20 protein-coding genes and 1 pseudogene are annotated in these 17968 nt (G+C 35.2%); 1 reads left to right on the forward strand and 20 read right to left on the reverse strand.

Annotation, left to right across the window (positions count from 1 at the left end; translation table 11 throughout):
* Positions 1 to 24 precede the first annotated feature (24 nt).
* Both ACFIM1_RS06960 and ACFIM1_RS06965 read right to left on the reverse strand, forming a co-directional pair.
* A complete protein-coding gene (locus ACFIM1_RS06960; RefSeq protein ID WP_375609677.1) occupies positions 25 to 357 on the reverse strand; it encodes a helix-turn-helix domain-containing protein in 333 nt (110 codons plus the stop codon).
* 301 nt (positions 358 to 658) lie between these two features.
* On the reverse strand, positions 659 to 1099 hold the full coding sequence (locus tag ACFIM1_RS06965) for a hypothetical protein (protein ID WP_375609676.1): 441 nt from the start codon (positions 1097 to 1099) through the stop codon (positions 659 to 661).
* 1184 nt (positions 1100 to 2283) lie between these two features.
* Between ACFIM1_RS06965 and ACFIM1_RS06970 the strand changes: the two genes are divergently transcribed.
* Complete coding sequence (locus tag ACFIM1_RS06970; RefSeq protein ID WP_375609675.1) at positions 2284 to 2448, forward strand: hypothetical protein; 165 nt, start codon at positions 2284 to 2286, stop codon at positions 2446 to 2448.
* A 70-nt stretch (positions 2449 to 2518) separates the two neighbouring features.
* On the opposite strand, the gene trbL is transcribed toward ACFIM1_RS06970, so the two are convergent.
* From trbL to ACFIM1_RS07060, 18 genes and pseudogenes are all read right to left on the reverse strand, one after another.
* Positions 2519 to 3898 carry a P-type conjugative transfer protein TrbL gene (gene trbL / locus ACFIM1_RS06975; protein ID WP_375609678.1) on the reverse strand — a complete coding sequence of 460 codons (1380 nt, stop codon included), beginning with the start codon at positions 3896 to 3898 and terminating at the stop codon, positions 2519 to 2521.
* Positions 3899 to 3961: 63 nt separating this feature from the next.
* Positions 3962 to 4720 carry a P-type conjugative transfer protein TrbJ gene (trbJ, locus tag ACFIM1_RS06980; RefSeq protein ID WP_375609674.1) on the reverse strand — a complete coding sequence of 253 codons (759 nt, stop codon included), beginning with the start codon at positions 4718 to 4720 and terminating at the stop codon, positions 3962 to 3964.
* Positions 4695 to 7199, reverse strand: coding sequence for a transporter (locus ACFIM1_RS06985; protein ID WP_375609673.1), 2505 nt, complete (start codon positions 7197 to 7199; stop codon positions 4695 to 4697). The genes trbJ and ACFIM1_RS06985 overlap by 26 nt, the downstream gene beginning before the upstream one ends.
* The gene (gene trbD / locus ACFIM1_RS06990; protein WP_208438669.1) at positions 7199 to 7504 is read right to left on the reverse strand and encodes a conjugal transfer protein TrbD; all 306 of its coding nucleotides are present in this window, start codon (positions 7502 to 7504) and stop codon (positions 7199 to 7201) included. Before trbD ends, ACFIM1_RS06985 begins: the two co-directional genes overlap by 1 nt.
* Positions 7504 to 7902: a TrbC/VirB2 family protein gene (locus ACFIM1_RS06995; protein WP_375609672.1), complete on the reverse strand. Its 399-nt coding sequence runs from the start codon at positions 7900 to 7902 to the stop codon at positions 7504 to 7506. The genes trbD and ACFIM1_RS06995 overlap by 1 nt, the downstream gene beginning before the upstream one ends.
* Before the next feature lie 11 nt (positions 7903 to 7913).
* A complete protein-coding gene (gene trbB / locus ACFIM1_RS07000) occupies positions 7914 to 8888 on the reverse strand; it encodes a P-type conjugative transfer ATPase TrbB (protein ID WP_375609671.1) in 975 nt (324 codons plus the stop codon).
* 232 nt (positions 8889 to 9120) lie between these two features.
* Positions 9121 to 9528 carry a hypothetical protein gene (locus tag ACFIM1_RS07005; RefSeq protein ID WP_375609670.1) on the reverse strand — a complete coding sequence of 136 codons (408 nt, stop codon included), beginning with the start codon at positions 9526 to 9528 and terminating at the stop codon, positions 9121 to 9123.
* An 82-nt stretch (positions 9529 to 9610) separates the two neighbouring features.
* Positions 9611 to 9917: pseudogene (locus tag ACFIM1_RS07010) on the reverse strand (hypothetical protein).
* Positions 9918 to 9999: 82 nt separating this feature from the next.
* Positions 10000 to 10923 carry a toprim domain-containing protein gene (locus tag ACFIM1_RS07015; RefSeq protein ID WP_375609669.1) on the reverse strand — a complete coding sequence of 308 codons (924 nt, stop codon included), beginning with the start codon at positions 10921 to 10923 and terminating at the stop codon, positions 10000 to 10002.
* Positions 10924 to 11129: 206 nt separating this feature from the next.
* Positions 11130 to 12074, reverse strand: coding sequence for a zincin-like metallopeptidase domain-containing protein (locus tag ACFIM1_RS07020; protein WP_375609668.1), 945 nt, complete (start codon positions 12072 to 12074; stop codon positions 11130 to 11132).
* Between the two features lie 41 nt (positions 12075 to 12115).
* Positions 12116 to 12466, reverse strand: a complete 351-nt coding sequence (locus ACFIM1_RS07025) for an ArdC-like ssDNA-binding domain-containing protein (RefSeq protein WP_375609667.1) — start codon at positions 12464 to 12466, stop codon at positions 12116 to 12118.
* Entirely contained in the window at positions 12456 to 12596 is a 141-nt protein-coding gene (locus ACFIM1_RS07030; RefSeq protein WP_375609666.1) for a hypothetical protein, read from the reverse strand. The genes ACFIM1_RS07025 and ACFIM1_RS07030 overlap by 11 nt, the downstream gene beginning before the upstream one ends.
* A 91-nt stretch (positions 12597 to 12687) precedes the next feature.
* Complete coding sequence (traF, locus tag ACFIM1_RS07035; protein ID WP_375609665.1) at positions 12688 to 13206, reverse strand: conjugative transfer signal peptidase TraF; 519 nt, start codon at positions 13204 to 13206, stop codon at positions 12688 to 12690.
* Positions 13203 to 15137 (reverse strand): type IV secretory system conjugative DNA transfer family protein, encoded by a 1935-nt coding sequence (locus tag ACFIM1_RS07040; RefSeq protein ID WP_375609664.1) that lies wholly within the window; start codon positions 15135 to 15137, stop codon positions 13203 to 13205. The genes traF and ACFIM1_RS07040 overlap by 4 nt, the downstream gene beginning before the upstream one ends.
* Positions 15138 to 15199: 62 nt before the next feature.
* Positions 15200 to 15478 carry a hypothetical protein gene (locus ACFIM1_RS07045; RefSeq protein ID WP_375609663.1) on the reverse strand — a complete coding sequence of 93 codons (279 nt, stop codon included), beginning with the start codon at positions 15476 to 15478 and terminating at the stop codon, positions 15200 to 15202.
* A 261-nt stretch (positions 15479 to 15739) separates the two neighbouring features.
* On the reverse strand, positions 15740 to 16045 hold the full coding sequence (locus tag ACFIM1_RS07050) for a hypothetical protein (RefSeq protein ID WP_273788577.1): 306 nt from the start codon (positions 16043 to 16045) through the stop codon (positions 15740 to 15742).
* A 166-nt stretch (positions 16046 to 16211) separates the two neighbouring features.
* Positions 16212 to 17510, reverse strand: coding sequence for a TrbI/VirB10 family protein (locus ACFIM1_RS07055; protein ID WP_375609662.1), 1299 nt, complete (start codon positions 17508 to 17510; stop codon positions 16212 to 16214).
* The gene (locus tag ACFIM1_RS07060) at positions 17507 to 17968 is read right to left on the reverse strand and encodes a hypothetical protein (RefSeq protein ID WP_208438659.1); all 462 of its coding nucleotides are present in this window, start codon (positions 17966 to 17968) and stop codon (positions 17507 to 17509) included. Before ACFIM1_RS07060 ends, ACFIM1_RS07055 begins: the two co-directional genes overlap by 4 nt.

Genomic DNA, 17968 nt, shown 5'->3' on the forward strand with positions numbered 1-17968 from the left:
CTTTTCATCTTATGGTATTTAAATTCATGGCAAATGCGTATGACACAAGCAAAGCCGTGTAACGAAGTTCAAGCAGCTTACATGAACAGACGTACAACTAATTTCCAGACCAATTTGATGGTTGCTTTTAAAAACTAGTGGAATTTTACCTTTTTCAAAATGCGCAACGGGTACAGTATTCAAAAGTTTGGTTAATAAATGGACTTCCGTTCCTTTGATAAGACCAATTATAGGTAATTCTTGTACAAGAAAAATAAGTTGGCTTCTACTAATGTGTCCAATATCAGTATTATCAGCAATTTTTATATATTCCCAGTGCTTTGAAGTTAATTTTCTACCAGATGTTTTATTAACCATAATTTTTAAAACCTCTCTATTGGAGGCAAAAATGCTAAAAATATCCCTTTTCTACAAAATTTCTCTTGCAGAATGCATCACGATAAATTAAATTAGGAATTACTTTGTTGAATCTAATTCGTTGATTTAATTTACCGTATATGTAGTATGGGTATTTTAGAAACCCTTCTGTTAATGGGGTTGAGTTTTTATTTTTTTGCCATTATATTTCTCTCTATTTGAAACGACTCGTAGATTTACATAATGAGTCAAGATGAAACTATATTCAAAAGAAAAATATTTTCAATATAGTAAAGAAAAATTAAGTCCCCATTTTCCCATTCTCTAATTCAACATTTTTTGTAAAAACAACTTTCCTATCTTTAAAAACAAGACTTGGATTAATAAAATACCAAGCTCTGTGATTTTGTTTAGCAATAATACCTGCTTTTTCTAATTCAGCTACACCACGAAAAAAGGTTGTTGGTGATAATGCTAACTTACTTTCTTGAGCTTCAAGAAATGTTTTTAAAATAGCCTTATCTAAAATCACAGTATTAGTGCGAATTAATCTGTTTTGAAGTATCCAAGCCAAAACTAAAAAAACTTTTATTCCTGCTGCTTTTAAATCAAAAATTAGCGCCACATTGACAATAAACTGCTCTTCTGGATCCTTAATAGAAACCACAATATCATTAATGAAAGGACTCTGATCGTGCCTAACGATTTGCTTTCTTTGTTTATCTGATATACTAACTGTCATTTATGGTAACACAATTGCCATATTAAAATAATCAATCGAATCTCCAATAACGAGAATTTACATTCGCTCAAGTGTCAATATAACTTTTATTTCTGCGAAGAAAAACTTTCTTAAGCCGTAACAGGTGATAAAAAATCAACAGACGATCAAAATGGATAAAATAAACTTGTGAAAGCAAAAATATTCCCCGTATGAAAATTCTTTTCTTAAAAATTCTGAAATATTTGCTGATAAAAAAATTGTTAAAACGTGCATTATACAACAAAAGTTTATCAATTCTGATACTGATAAAATAGAGGTTGTACCTATAATTGTTGTACCTATAATTCACGTCACAGAAAAAACAAATAAAGAAAATTTTATAGAAATATTTGCTTATGGCATTCAAGCAATTTTTAATTTATCTTGTACAGGACATCGTGCTTTAATAATAGTTTTAGAAGAATATCAATCTAATAAATCAACAAACGAAGATCCCAGCAGCGTTACCTTAATTTGGTTTGATGGGGGTATAAATGGAACAAAGCGCAATATGGTCGACAGAACTTTTCACAACGGTTTAAGAGAACTTATACAAAAAGGAATTTTGAAACCAAAATTGCCTAATCAATACTAAGTGAATCCTATTTTGTTCTTCAAAGAAGAAAAAGTTGCTTTTATGAAAGAATATCAAATAGAATCATCTTCTATCAAACCGGATATCTCATCCGTTGAACATCAAATAGATCTTGAAGATTTTATAACAAAATAACTTGTATCATTTATCGTACTGTGTATATTATGGAGCATCTTGATTTAAGCGCGTGAGGGGAAAATAATGTCAAAATCGCAAATGAGCAAAGAGGCGCTCGTCCTTTTGCTTTTATGGCTTCGTGGTCCTTTAAGATTGATACTAAGCCTTATAGTGATTATGGGTTTTTTGGGATTATTTACAATTCCTATTATGATATTATCAATAGGTTGGTCAAAAGCACTAATAAATATTACAATTTGTTCGTTTATATTAGGTTTTGGCTCTTTCCTTCTCATTTTTTATTATGATAGACTTATAAGATATTTACAATAAACTGTTCACGTATTTTCCCATTAACAATACTAATAAAAAACAAAAGATCACGATAATTAAATCTGCATTCCGATATAATTGATGAGATTAATACATATAATTTTTAAAGATGGAAAAAATGAAAAAAATTATTTTAATATGCTTGGCTCTATTGACTATAGGATTGAGTATCACAGGTTGTGGTAAAAGTGAAGAGGAAAAACGTAAAGCCCAACAAGAGGAACAAGCTAAAAAATTTTTTGAAACAAAATCGCCAGATACAGATCGTGGACATGCATTTTAAAAAAATGCTAGTATCAATCTCTAACTAAAGAAGTTACTATCTATTTCTCAAAAATAAAACCATAGCTTCTTTAGTTCTTATCTATTATAAATCCTGCTCCAGAAATTGTATTTTCAATATCAGATTGAGGTTTATTGTCACTAAAAAATTGGATATCGTTATATTCTGGTGGTGTAGGTGGAGCATTAAGACTAAGGTTTGCTGCATTTTCCATTCCTGGAACACAAAAAGCAGCCATATGTCCAAGACCTTTTAAAGTCATATCGGTAGCATCTCTCATTTTTGGAAGAGCTGAATTAGATTCGTCTGAAGCAGCCGATTTAGATTGGTCTGAAGTGACCGATTTAGATTGAGATTTACTAGTGCTAGTGGAACGGCTTTCCCCTCCAGCTACGCGTGGATTTCCGCCCGATGTAGGTTTATTACCACTATCTTTAAAAGAGTTTCCTGTCAGTTGAGAAGCATTTGTATTGCTACCTACCCCTGTCGCAGCTCCCCCGCCACCCATTCCTCCGCTTGCTCCTCCTAAAGCACCACCTGTTCCACCAGCAGCAACAGCTGGCGCTCCTGCTGCTGCAGTTGCTGCTACAACAACAGCTCCTATAGCAGCGCCAGCCATTGCTCCAATAGTTGCACCACTCCCACCACTTGTTCCAGAAATTAAACCAGCAATAATTTCCGGAATAGTCTTTGTTAAATACACACATAACAAAGAAAGTCCTAGCAATGTCCAATTTGACGCAGAAGAATAAACATATGCATCTTTCCATGCCTTCATAGAATCGGAAATCAAAGTCACTAAGAGTGTCATTACAAATAATTTTGCACCAACAGAGACAGTATAGCGAAATGTTGTTATACTTATTTCTCGTGTCCATTGAGACGCTCCAAACCCCATAAATATAACAGATGCATTGATTATAATATACGATTCAATAAGTGTAACAGCTAATAAAACAGCTATAAAACCAAAGCATAAAAAAACAATAACAGACTGAATAGCAATCAATACAGAAGTTATAGGATTCCAAGTGCTAACATTTGCCATAGCTTCCATAATATCAGAAGCTTCACCCAAAATATCTGAAGGAAAAAGATTTCTTCCTCTTCCACTTGCATCAGCTGCTGCCGTACGAAAACTCTCAACAATAGCTGTTCCCCATTCTTGAGAATATTCTAAAAGAGCAGCAAAAAAGCCTATCACAAGAATGAACTTAACCAATTCTCCCACAAAATCAGCAATATCAGATTGTTTAAACAAAAGAGGAATAAAACTAAGAATAAATTGAAGCGTAGCCAATAACCAAAAAAGACGAAAACCATAATAATGCAATTTTGAGTACCAGCGATGAGATTGATTTTGTATTAAATCTAATAAACCATTAAATTCTTTAGTTTTGTCTAAGCCATTTGCAAAGGAAATATCTGTAAAAAATATATACCCCAACACAATCAAAAAAAATATTAAAAAAATGCGTTTTTTATTCCTTAACACTGGGTAATTGTCCATTTTTTAAAATGCATGTCCACGATCTGTATCTGGCGATTTTGTTTCAAAAAATTTTTCAACGTTAGCTTCATCTTTTGCTTTACGTTCTACTTCATCAGCTGTGTAATTTGCTTGCAAAGTAATATTATTAGCCACGAGTTCACGAAGCATTTGCAGTTGCTTAACTTGTTGGGTAGCAATTTCATTTCCAGCTTGAATGGCTTGCATACGACCCTTTGCAGTTGCTGAACGGTTGATGAGTCTCCGCATAAAATTATTCTCGTTATCAAAACTACTTATGTTAATTCCAGCTGCCTCAATAGCGATACGTGCATTAGAAAAACCATTTTTTGCCCATTTTCTAAAATCTTCTATAGGACTTTTTTTTCCAATCTTTTTTAAAAAATTTTCATAACCAGGATAACGTTCTTTAAATTTACTATGCAGATTCCGCATATTATAGGCAATGATTTTTGCATCTTGATAAGTTCTGTTCAATAGTTTCAAATCATTCTCGAATCTTTCAACGCTGATAGAATCAAGCGTTTTAGCCTGTTCTATCATGTCTTTATATTGCTTAATCTCTACTGCGACCTGTTCTGCAGTGTTTAATGCAATCTCCACATCTTTTGCATACTCTAATGCCTGTGTCAGAAGATTAGAACAATTAGTACAGGTAACAGGTACAAGAGCTTTCACTGGAGTAATTAAAATAATAAAATTGATTATAATAAATGTACTCATTACAGAAAAAGCTTTAAGTCTCTTCAAGATATTTTTCATAATTAACTCCCCTCATTTGAAGCCATTTTAAAGGCCAGTTTTGTGTGTCTTCATTGATGAGTTTTTTAACTTCAGCGAGATCTTCTTTACTAGAAATCGCTACAAAAGAAAGAGCAATATTACCTAATCCTAATTCAAAAAGACGGCGTCCAAGAATAGATTTATAATAATATTGTCTTTTCTTTTTTGCTGTTTTGATAATTTGAATTTCTTTATCATTCAAACCAATCATTCTATATAGATCAACTGCTCCCGGCGCTCCCTCAGCACCTTTTGTTTCTGCTTCTTCATTGGGTAACAAAATCTTGGTAGGACATTGTTCCAACAAAACGTCAAGAATACCAGAACGAACTGCATCAGACAGGCTTTGTGTTGCCATGATTACAAGGCAATTCTTTTTTCTTAGTTCTTTTAACCATTCACGAATTTTCTCACGAAAAACAGGATGGCCAAGCATAATCCATGCTTCGTCAAGTGAAAGAATAGATGGTTGTCCTTTCAAGCTTCTTTCAAAACGTCTAAATAGATATAACAAAACAGGTAAACCATTTTTATCACCTAGCTTCATGAGTTCATCAATTTCATAGACAATAAAATCATTATGATCTTCAAACTCTTCTTGACCATCTAACAAATGTCCCATAGCACCAGAAATCGTATAATGTGCAAGTGCATTACGGATTTCTTGGTTCTGAATCGAAGTAACAAAATTACTGAGTGAACGCATGTTTTTAGGTGTTTGACTCATCTGCTTCATTGCACGATGAATTTCCATTTTTTGCTGAGGAGACAGTGTTTGACCCGTCTGTAATTCATAGCAAATAGCAATCCATTCTTGCGCCCAGAGATTATCGGCTTCTGTATCAATGTCTGCAAGAGGCATAAGAGCACCGACAGCGCTATCACTATCACCAATACCATAATGACGTCCATTTATAGCATAACATAATGTATATAATGAACGACCTTTATCAAAAGCAGTAATATTAGCAGGTAAATGCTTACCATCTTTATCTGTTGCTCTTGACCAATATCTACGCGCTTGCGCTAATAAAAACGCTAAAAGTGTTGATTTACCAGCTCCAGTTGGACCAAATACAAGTGTGTGACCAACATCATCAACATGTAAATTAATCCGAAATGGCATTGCACCTGTCGTTACTACTTGAGATAAAGCAGGAGAATTATCAGGATAGAGTGGACAAGGATTAAATTGTAAACCTGGCCATACACTTGAGAGAGGTAACATATCAGCAAGATTTTGAGTATTAATTAATGGACGTCTAATATTTGGATAAGTTTGACCAGCAATTGTCCCTAACCATGCTTCCATTGTATTGACTGTTTCAATACGAGCGGCAAAACCTCTATGTTCAATTTCGCGTTTAATTAATCTAGCATTTTCTGCTAAGACCTCACGGTCTTCATGCATTAAAACAATTGTTGGTGAATAATAACCATAAGCAACAAGACCTGAACGAGCTTCGTTCATTGCTGTTTCAGCTTGTTGTGCCATCAACAAAGCATCAGTATTAATAGTTCCTTTATTAGTTTTAAAAACCTGCGAAAAAAATCCTCTCACTTTTTGTTGCCATTTCAATCTATATTTATTTAATGCGGCAACAGCTTCATGCTGGTCCATAAATATAAAACGACTTGACCATCTATAATGTAAAGGAAAACCATCAAGAATATCTAATATTCCAGGATAACTAGCCGATGGAAAACCATCAATTGAAATACATGTTATAAACTTATCTCCAAGACGTGGGGTATCACCAGGCCACAAGTCAGTATAACCTAGCCAAGAATCCAAATACATAGGACAATCTGGTATTCGAAGAGCAACCGCTTTGCCATTAATGGCATAATGTAAATAATTAACAAGCTGGTCGCTTTCATAAGTCTCATCACCATTCCTAATAGTGACCGCTTTCATTCGCTGCATTTTTAGAAGATCACCAAGCCCAACATAAAAATCCTCTATTTTCTTTTTAAAATCGTCAAGTAAACGTTCAGCAGGAGTAGTTGATTCAACGGTATCGTCTTCATAAACAATTTCCCCCAACTTTGACGATTTTCGTGTAGGCGGTAGATACTGCATTAATAAAGCGTATTCTGTTTCGTAGTGCGTATCACTTCTCTGAAAATAAAAACGTCTTTCTGCATCAATCAATGCTGTAATGGGATCAGGAAAATGAGACAATTCAGGATCTGAATAACTTGGTGACTCTAGGCGTATAGCATCCACCCATATCGCCCATCCCGAATGAAATCGAGAAAGATATGTGTTAACCAAACCTGTTATATAATTTCTTTCTGCATCCGTTGCTGACATGGGGTCATCCCCACGGATAAAAAAGCCGGCCAATAAAGAACCATCTTTTCCCAAAATAATGCCGTCATCAATTAAAGCTGCAAAATTTAAAAGATCAGGAAGTCCAGCAAACGTAGAGCGAAAATGTTTTAACTTAAACATTAATAAGGCCTTGTTGATTTTGCAACACGAAATGGTCGTGAAAACGGAGCGTAATAACTACGATATCTCAATTGACGAATATAAATTCGAGACAAGATAGGATCAAATTTGGCCATTCTACGTAAAACGTAAAGACAAACAACCCAGATACAAATACCTATAGTTGCTGCTACAATGTTCATTGCTGAAACAATAAGAATTCCAGTTAAAAGCATTGATAGCAGCATTAATTCACGTTCTCCTCCCATAATTTGTTGAGGTCTGTGAAGAGAACGGAACAATTGTGTATATTGTTTGCCTCCCATTAAAGTCCTCCAACCACAACGTTAGCAGGAACAACAGCACCAGAAAAGAGAGCGCCTGTAAGAAGAGTGTTTGCAAAAACAATCACACTGATGACCAAAACAAGATAGATAATACGCTTTACAAACTCGCTAACTTCACCACCAAAAATCAGTGTAGCTCCACCAGCAACAAGCCCCAATAAAGAAACCACGAAAGCAACAGGACCAGAAACTGATTTTTTCAATTTCTCAAGAGGTGCCTCCCATGGCAGAGATGCTCCACCACCAGATGTTGCGTCAGAAGCACATGCAATATCCCCCAAGATAAGATAGAGTAATAAAGCCGCACCTATAATAAGAAAAAACAACACAATATGATTGTATAAATTACTTCTTGTTTGTGTTAAAGATATTTGCATATTTTGCTCCTTTAATGAATAATATTTGTTATGTACTTGTTGAGTGCGTGATCGTACTCATAAACTTCGATAATTTCTTTGACTTTGCGACCTGAGGAAGTTTTTTCAATACTCAAAACTACATCAATTGTTTCTGCTATCAGTGATTGCATGGAAGCAATGGTTACTTCTGATATTAATTGTTGGATTCTTGTTAATCCTGCTGTTGCATCATTGGCATGAACGGTTGCTATTCCACCTGGATGTCCAGTATTCCAGCTTTTTAACAAAGCTAAAGCTGCACCATCTCTTACTTCGCCAACAATAATGCGATCTGGTGCCATACGCATAGTCACCTTTAACAACCGCGTCATATCAATATATTCCACAGCTCGAAATGTTACAGTATTAGGTGCCGCGCATTGAAGTTCAGCTGTATCTTCAATAATTACAAAGCGCTCTTCAGGAAATGTATCTGTCATTTCCTTTAAGATTGCATTCGTTAAGGTAGTTTTTCCAGTTCCTGTTCCACCCACAACAAGAATATTTTTATGATCTTTAACAGCAACATTTAAAAGCGATCTTTGATGTGGAGTGATGATGTTTTTTGCAACATAGTCATCTAAAGTAAAAATTTTCGTTGCTTTTTTTCGAATTGTAAATGTTGGGGCAGAAACGATAGGTGGAATTACCGCTTCAAAGCGGCTTCCATTTATTGGTAATTCGCATTCAAGAATAGGGTTTTCTTTGGTAATTTGCGTTCCAAGAGCTGTAGCCACTGTTCCCATAGCAGCTTCTGCCCTATGCGCATCCACTACGCCAACAGCTTTTTTAGGTTCTCCCAAATGTTCAACCCATAAGGTACCATCAGGATTTAACATAATTTCTATGACTGTAGGATCATCTAGGTAATCACATATCTGTTGTCCAAATTCAAAACGCAGCTTCTCAATGAGACGTCTGTTTTGCTCTAAACTTCGTCCACCTTTAAATGCTGTAACAACCATTCTCCCATCCCCGCTTTTAAGAATATACCCCGTTTACTCTAGATAATGAGAAGAATGTAAAACTTAAAGCTTTTTAAAATAATGCCGGCATAATAATTTAAAGATTAAATTTGAACAACAAAAATATCTATCGTAATAGCAAAAATCCACATTCCTGTTGCTTAAATTCTATAGTTTTTTATTAAAGAGAATGACCTTTATCGCGCGCAGGATCTATACCTATAGCTTTGGCTTACATTTTTTCATAAAGTTTTCGCATCACCTTCATATTGTCCCTCCGCACATCAAGGATAGACTTTTCCACTGTTGTTAAACGCGCTTTGTCCAGATTTCCTAGTCGTGTATAATGGGATGCCATTGCTTTTCGCGCTTCATCATAAGGCAATCCTCCTTTACGATGCTTTGGTAGACTATGTCCTCTATTTATCGCATCATATTTCTCAGGATTAGAAACCAATTTTATGTGATCTTTAACAACATCTATTTCAGTTAATGCTGTTTCAAGGCTACTGGCCATAGCTTTACTATTAGCATACCGAAGCAAATCATCCTTTATAAGATCACTCTCCGTATCAAGAAGCGATGATAAATCCCCACTTTTTCCAACGTTACGAATATGATCACATAGATTACTTCGCACATTGTGTAATTTTTGAGATACTAATGTTTTTTCAAGATCTTGTACTAGTATACTTTGTTGTAAAAAAAGCTCTTCTAATTTATTAGAAATGATGACCTCCTATTACAACACCTTTATCTAACCAGTCCCGGGCCATATTTTTCATCAGCACTTTTTGTAGAAAATCCCATATCTCGTATAAATTGCGCTCCACGTTGATGTCTAAGAAGTAAAAGTGCATGTGCTGGATATTCAGCCATCGCTAACCATTCCCAAGTTGCTTTGTTATCATTCGCCTTGGAAGCTGCTTCTGCTTCAACCATATAGATACTGTTTTGAGGAAGACCACCTGCTCGTAATTCCTCGCGTTCAGCATCAGTCATATAACTTTTTGGTAATTTCTTTTCCATGAAAACCTCCTTATCTTAGTGTATGTTTACATATTAATTTAAAGGCTAGATCTGAGCAATAAAAAACAAATCCTCTACCTAACTAAAACTCACTTTCAATTTCGCGATTTTTTCTTTCTCTATATGAAGCTGCGTTGAGATTTTGAGAAAGTTTTTGTTCTCTATCCTGCAAAATATGAGATCTTACACGAGAAATCATAGCTTTATCACTTGAATTAATATTACGACCATTGAGGATAGTTGCTCTTTGGCGAAGTTGATTAGCAGCTTCACGCTCTTCATAAACATATTGATCATCAAGTGCTGTTGTTGGGTCATCAATAGCAAATTGGTCCTGCATATTTGCAAGTGTTTGGAGTCGCTCGGACATCACTCTTGCTTCTATTTCGGCAATTTTCATTTTAGATGTAAAATCGTTTCTGGCTTTATCACTACCATGTATTCTTTTGTAATCATCCCAATCAGAAAATTCGTTCTCTTCTTTCTGAAATTCCGGATAAACTACTCCTCCTCCAACATCTGCTGCCGCATTATAAGCCGCGGTAATTCCAACATTGGTTCCTTTTTTTCCATTAGAAAGTAATTTTTCTTGCGAAGCATGATCATTATCCGCAATAAACAAAATTACGCGATCTGGATATTTATCACGCATTACTCTACCTACATTTTTTAAATTTCCAGAGTCAAAAGCCGCTACAACTGGCATATGAGTCATTTGTGCTACAGAAAAAGCTGTTGCATATCCTTCCGCAATAAGGATAGGATTTTCTAAATCATTATTAAGGGCGGATATTCCTACATTATTAGAACCTACAATCGTAAAACACTCATGTTTTTTTCCATCTTTCATAAAAGATTTGAAAGTAGGATTAACCGTCTGAAGGGTACTTAAATTATTATCTTTATCCCATATTGGAATAATTAAATCACCTGCCAAAAATGTGCGGATATTAGGATTGCTTTTTTTTATTATTTTTGCTTCCTCAACAGATTTTGCAACTCTCACCCCTTGTTTTTTAATGTCCTCTGGAAAATCAGAGGGAACCTCTCTTAAATCACTCGTCTGATTTATACCTTTAAGCTTACAATATGCATTATCTGGAGTTGCTATTTTACTAGCCTCCCATATTTGTGATGAAAGTATCGCTGCATTATTTTGTTTTTCTGCAATCTCTTTTCTTAAAATTTCTTGTCGCTCTTTAGCTTCTATGGCTAATCTTTTTTTTCTTCTAAAGATAAAGGAGCCGCAGACTTTTCAGGTTTCCAATAAATTTTGTCACCAGTGCGAAAATTTTGAATATAGCCACCATCCAATGAGAAATAACCAATATAAGCCTCACTCTTTTGAGTTTTTTTATCATTTTCAACGGAAACTCTATGCAATTTTCCATCCATAAGTGGATTATCAACAATTAAACCAGCAGAACGAAGCGCCTCCTTGAACTGTTGTTCTATCGGCAAAGTTGTGTTTGGTTTTGCATCTCCATAAGAAAACCTAGCAAAACCTTTTTCAATTAAATTTGTACCAGCAGGAACATACCAAGATTTTGCATCTTTATCCCACTTAGCTCCAGCGGCTTTTGCCTCTTCTTTTTGTGAATAAGGAACATTCAAAAAAATCTTTTCTGTATTAGCTAGTTCACGATCAGTGTTTATCGATATAAATGACTCTTTCTCAGCCTCAACAACTTTGACTGTTTCTAATCCCATTATGAAATTTTTGATTTTTTCTGCTTCAAAAGCCGCTCTAAAAATTTCTTTTGGATCATTCTGCATAGCTTCAATCCATGAAGAAACATAGGAAGCGTTATGACTTAGATCATAACCTATATTCAATTCCTCTCCAATCATAAAGGAGGCAATAGTTGTTCGAAGCTTTTCTTTGGCATATCCAGAAGACCCAATAGGATACATCATGTCACGATTAAGTCTTGAAAAATGTCCAGTCCAATGTCCAAGTTCATGTAATGCTGTAGCATAAAAATAATCACTTGAATCAAATTGAGATTGTTTTGGTAAAAAAAGAGTATCACTATCACCATCACGATAGAAAGCATGATTTCTATCATCAATATCAATTTTTGCGCCTGATGCGGTTAAAAGTGCTTTTGCTCGTGCATGTCTTACCTCTTCCGATAAAATAGGACATGGTTCCAATGGAGGTAATCCATCAATTTGTTCACCATTAAAAACTTTTGCTAAAAAAATACGGGAGTAAGAAAGTTTTTCAAACTTCTCATGTTTTTTCCATCACCATCATAAAAAGAGACCTTTTCATTCTGTTTACAATAAATAATATCCGTACTTTTCATACCTTTTTTAATTCTACAGTCCATTTCATTTGCCTGCTGATATGTAAGCCAACGTGGATCAGTATATTTTTGGCTTGCAAGCCAAAGATTATTAATACCATTATAATTTTTACCTGTTTGTGGATTATAAGGAGATCTCACACATCCGGGAGGTAATGGTTGCTGCCATGGTGCTGCTCCTTGTTGAAGCAGTTTAATAAAATGATCTGTTACTGATTTTGCATAATCAAAACTCATCACTCCCCCCTATATCATTAAAATTATCAATTTCAGATGGATCTGTAATACACGACGAATCCCAAGCGTCTTCTTCTGAAAGGGCTGTTTCTAAAAAAACTCCATAGCTTTCTGCTTCTTCTGAATCCAACTCAACTTGTATTCCGGGTATAAAAACATCATTTAAAACTGTAGAAATTACATGACATACTTGTATTCACGCTTTTTTCATTATTAAAATCTCAATTCTTAAAAGTTAAAATGGGTTTAGCAGAACCGATAATATTCATAATCGAAACAGCTCCAAAATAACGACTATCAAAACTTACAGGATCAAAACTTGAAACAAACCAAGCATATCCTTCTTCAACAAGGTATTTTCCATTTGGCATACTTGATATCCCCCCTCTTCTTTGGCTATTTTTCAATAAATGACCATTAACACTGATACCTTTTTCAGTTATGTTAATCACATCACCAGAAAGAGCTACTAATGGCTTCAAAAAAGGAACAGACCCGCTAGGACAAGCTCCAGATTGAAGATATCCTTTTTCAATAAACATCTTAACGATAGGTACATCTGGAGGACAAACCTCCATAAGCTCCCCCCTTCGTACTTCTTTTTGAAAATAATTAACTTTCCAAAGACCTACAGGCGCCGAATGCGAATAATTAATTCTAAACCCTTGGGAAACGGCAAATAGAACAAAACATGCAAGCGTAATAGTACATAAAGTAAGAATGGCCATAGCTTTTTTCATGAGAGAACAAAGCCTTTCTTATCTTCTTTGATTTTATTTCTCTCATGCAAACGATCTGTAGCAGGAGGAGAAATTTTTGACCTTTCTGAAAAAACTGGATCTAAAAAATAAAGAATTTGTGTTCCCCTAATGACGCTATTTCCAGCTACAAAAATAAGCATTTCCCCAGGTTCAACAATATTCCCAGAATTATCTTTTTTTGCTCCAGGCAGGCGCATGATTTCATCGGGCGTCATCAATGGGCGGCGTGTTTCTTCATAAGACGTTGAAACCTGTTCAAGTGCCATACCAAAACGTTTTCCAGAAGTGGAAATCTTTTCGCGAACAACCGTCGTCTCTCCCGCCATTTTACTCATCCATTCGGCTGTTTCGACTTTATTAGGAGCGTAAGCAATACGAATATGACAATTTGAAATAATACTTTCATTTGTGGTGTAAGCTTTGTAGAGCTGTTGCACATCTTGAGTGATGATATAAGCTTTAAGCCCGTACCCAGCAATGTAGGCAAGAGCCTTTTCAAAAATTTCCAATTTTCCCAAAGTTGGAAATTCATCAAGCATTAAAAGCAAACGATGTTTGTGATTGGTTTTGGATCTTCCATCATCAAATTCCATGCGATCTGAAAGAGAAAGAACCATTTGGGTCAATAGCAATCGTGCTAATGGTCTCATTCTATCTAAATTACGCAGCGTTGTAATAAAATACAGTGAGACGGGATCTTCAGTATCCATCAAATCACTAATATAAAAATCACAATATTTTGTGTTTTCACCAACAATAGGATCACGATAAAGAGACAGAGCATTATTTGCCGTCGAAATAATAGACCCTAACTCGCGTGCTGGTGTTCCAGCCATACGACGGCCAACACCGTTGATAACAAGTTTTGCTTCTTTATCTGCTTCCTGAAATAGAGGATCATCACTTTTTATATCAAGATTTTCCATTTCATGAAACAAACTAAAAAGCGCTTTTGGATCACCGTCTTCATCAAAACCATCATTATTTTCAATAACAGTAGCAAAATCTCCTACTCCCGTTAACATGTGTGCACAATCTTGCAAACAAGGTATACGTCCAATTTTTTCTGCCTTGTAAAGAGCATGAAGAATGAGACCATTCAAAAGTTCAAAAGCCGCAGATCTAAAATGATCCCCGGCAATTCCTTTTCCATCATCATCAATAACCATTAAGGCTATGTTTTGTGCATCCGCTACTTGATAACGTGTTCTGAAACGAATTTCTCCTAATGGATTCCATGAACATCCAACTTTTGGTTCTGCTGGATCAAATCTTAGAATCTTATTCCCTGCATACTTTTTCCACCATCCAGAAGTCATGGCATAATTTTCACCTTTTGTATCAAGAACAAAAAGACTGTGTGGCCAACTCAAAAGAGTAGGTACTACTAAACCAACACCTTTACCAGAACGTGTAGGCACTAAAGCTGCTATATGCTCTGGTCCATCATGACGCAAATAATGCAACATTCCTGTTTTTGGATCAGCAAATGCTCCACAATATACACCCTCTCCTTTCTTTTTATGTGGTATAAGCCCCATTTCTTGAATTTCATCAAAAGTTGCAAAATGCGCTGTTCCATGTAAATCATCGGTACTTTTGTTACTCCTTGAAGAAAAACCAGCCCAAAGAGTAAAACCAACAAATCCAATCAAAAGACCAGCACAAAAGAGAACAAATATTACATTACACTGACTAGGAGCATAATCATAAAATTTAAAGACCCAAGAAAACCAAGAAAAGGGCGAATACACTCCTTTAAAATTAGGACCAAGAGAAACACTATAATGAAAAGTATGTGCTAAATATTGTGTACAAAATTGATTAAGGAGAATAAAATATACAATGAATAAAAAGATAAATATCAATCGAGATTTTCTTTTGGGTGTACGTGTAGATTGATTTCCCAATTTCCCCCCCCTATTCATTGTTAATGTATATATCAATATACTAAATACAAATATAATATCTCTTAAAGAGAATGACCTTTATCGCGCGTAAGATCTATACCTATAGCTTTGGCTTGCATTTTTTCGTAGAGTTTTCGCATCACCTTCATATTGTCCCTCCGCACATCAATGATTGATTTCTCAACAGATGTTAAACGCGCCTTGTCGAGATTCCCCAATCGTGTATAATGAGATGCCATTGCTTGTCGCGCTTCGTCATAAGGCAAGCCACCTTTCCGATTTTTGGATAAACTATAAGCCTCATTTATCACCTTATATTGTACAGGATCACCAACAAGCACACATGCTTCTTAACAACATCTATTTCAGTTAAAGCCGTTTTAAGGCTATTAAACATTGATTTGCTATTGGAGTACCTAAACAAATCATTTTTTATTATGCTCCGCTCTATATCAAGAAGCGATGATAAATCCCCGCTTTTTCCAACATTACGAATATAATTACACAAATCATTTCGTACATCACATAATCTCTTAGAAGCTAATGTATCATTGATTTTTTTCACATAGCCTTCTTCACGAGACAAAATCCGTTCTAATTCTTTAGAAATATTGCCCCCCTATCATAACACCTTTGTCTAACCAATCTGGACCATATTCTTTATCCGCATTCTTGGTGGAAAATCCCATATCACGTATAAATTGCGCTCCATTTTGAGATCTAAGAAACAAAAGTGTGTGAGCTGGTAAATCAGCCATTGCTAACCATTCCCATGCTGCTTTATCATCACCAGCATGATCTGCGGCTTCTGATTCAGCAATGTAGATACATTCTTGATCTAAACCGCCTACTCGTAATTCCTCACGTTCATCATCAGTCATATAACTTTTGGGTAATTTCTTTTGTATAGAAAACTCCTTTTTGTAATGCTTATCCATATTTAATTTAATATTTGAATATGATCAATTAAAATGCTTATGGTTTCTTTACACAAAATTGTTTTTTCAATCTAAAATAAGTAGCATGAGAATTTCCAAAAAATCTCTACTAAAAATTAAAGCAGTCTTTTTAAAATTAATAAGGACGTGCCGCCATTGGATGACCTTGCCAAGCAGGTAAAATAATATCTTTTGTTACCATGACATTGAAATTATAACCAGGATGAATAATTATTGTTGGCTGAATACCTAAATTTTTACGTGTCATTTCAATACCGACTTCGCCCCATTGTCTACCAAGCTCTGCCGCTAACGTTTCTTTTGCTGTCTCTGTTTTACTATCATCATTACCTGTCTTATGTGTTTTCTGAGACAATTGTGAAGCTCCCGAAATGACAGAAAGTAAAAAAGCATTACCAAAAATTTTTAAATAATGATTATGAACCTTATCCTTAAATCCAGCATAACCAGACTGATCTGTCCCCGGCATATTCCCAAGAGATAAAGAAGAACCATCAGGATAAATAACTCTCGACCAAGCAATAAGCGCTCTTTTTTGACCAGTAGATACACGACTATCATATGTTCCTATCAGTCTCGACCCCATAGGAATTAAAACATTTTGACCAGTAGCGGAATCGTAGACACTTTCTCTTACTTGAGCTATAATTTGTCCAGGCAGATCACTATTAATACCACTTATCATAACACTAGGAATAATGGTTCCAGCCTTAATCTCAAGACTTGCCTTGATAGCTTCTTGACGCGTATTTTTTAAATAAACAGCTGCTTCTGGAGATTGAGATAAAAAAGCAATTTTTTGTGATTGCATATTAAGGTCATGTCCTCCATCACCATTGTACAACGATGAATTAGCGGATAATCCAGATCGACCAAATAAATTTTCAAGAGTTGCTTTTTGCGGATCTGTATCTTGAACTTGAGACTGATTTTGCATCTTTGAATTGATTGTAAAAGAAACCATAGGATCAGAATCTAAAGCAGCCTCCATTTTAGCAAAACGCCTCTCTACAATACGTGTTAATAATCTCTTTTGCGTTTCATCTTCTTCATCTACAGTTTCATCGCGCGGCTTTTGTTCTGGATCTTTTGTTAGCAACTGCTTAGTTTCAATTGGTTTGGTTGACTGTTCTGGTAAGATCTCTGGTAATTTTGCTTGAACATAATCATCACCCTCTGGACGAATTGGCAACGGTGTTTCATCCACAAATAATTTTTTTTTGTCTTCTAAGACAACATTATTAGATTGCTGTCGCAACATAAAAGTATATGTAATACCAAGCAGAGCAAAAAAAATGATACCTATAGCACCTATAAAAGGTATATTGTTTAACCGCCGTACACCTCGTCCTTTGGGTTTTATAGAAAAAAAATCAGGAGATTCAGAAAGACTACTTTTTTGATTGTTTTTCACCCTTTACCCCCATCATCTACACGAGCAATAAAAGGAGCGGCTGGTACAATATTTCCAGTTTTTAAACGAACATAATGACGCGTTATTTCAGTTAAACCATATTGTGCCACCAATACTATACCTTGATCCAAGGGCATAACTTTGTAGGTTAAATTTATACCCATGTTTTTATGTTTTTCTGGTTGATCTGTATAAATTACACCATAGCCATTCCTTTGTAGAAGATTGACCAATAAAGATGTAAACTTATCTTCTGTATCATTTGTTTTTACAATAAATGTTGTAGTTGCAGGTGGTAAAGGATCTCTAAGATAGCGAACAAAATCACTAGTAATTAAATTTGCGTCATTCTCCGTAACATTTTGATCAACATAATTGACCAACAAAGATGAATGACGACTTATAGATGTGCAACCAACTGTCAAAGCAAGAGGTAACAGCAATAAATATTTTAACAT

It is taken from the genome of Bartonella sp. AC158YNML (genome assembly GCF_042196725.1).
In the GTDB taxonomy this organism is placed as follows: domain Bacteria; phylum Pseudomonadota; class Alphaproteobacteria; order Rhizobiales; family Rhizobiaceae; genus Bartonella.

Coding starts and splice junctions, on each gene's coding strand:
- ACFIM1_RS06960 (WP_375609677.1), bottom strand. CDS start 357: ATGGTTAATAAAACATCTGGTAGAAAATTAACTTCAAAGCACTGGGAA.
- ACFIM1_RS06965 (WP_375609676.1), bottom strand. CDS start 1,099: ATGACAGTTAGTATATCAGATAAACAAAGAAAGCAAATCGTTAGGCAC.
- ACFIM1_RS06970 (WP_375609675.1), top strand. CDS start 2,284: ATGAAAAAAATTATTTTAATATGCTTGGCTCTATTGACTATAGGATTG.
- trbJ (WP_375609674.1), bottom strand. CDS start 4,720: ATGAAAAATATCTTGAAGAGACTTAAAGCTTTTTCTGTAATGAGTACA.
- ACFIM1_RS06985 (WP_375609673.1), bottom strand. CDS start 7,199: ATGTTTAAGTTAAAACATTTTCGCTCTACGTTTGCTGGACTTCCTGAT.
- trbD (WP_208438669.1), bottom strand. CDS start 7,504: ATGGGAGGCAAACAATATACACAATTGTTCCGTTCTCTTCACAGACCT.
- ACFIM1_RS06995 (WP_375609672.1), bottom strand. CDS start 7,902: ATGCAAATATCTTTAACACAAACAAGAAGTAATTTATACAATCATATT.
- trbB (WP_375609671.1), bottom strand. CDS start 8,888: ATGGTTGTTACAGCATTTAAAGGTGGACGAAGTTTAGAGCAAAACAGA.
- ACFIM1_RS07025 (WP_375609667.1), bottom strand. CDS start 12,466: ATGAGTTTTGATTATGCAAAATCAGTAACAGATCATTTTATTAAACTG.
- traF (WP_375609665.1), bottom strand. CDS start 13,206: ATGAAAAAAGCTATGGCCATTCTTACTTTATGTACTATTACGCTTGCA.
- ACFIM1_RS07060 (WP_208438659.1), bottom strand. CDS start 17,968: ATGTTAAAATATTTATTGCTGTTACCTCTTGCTTTGACAGTTGGTTGC.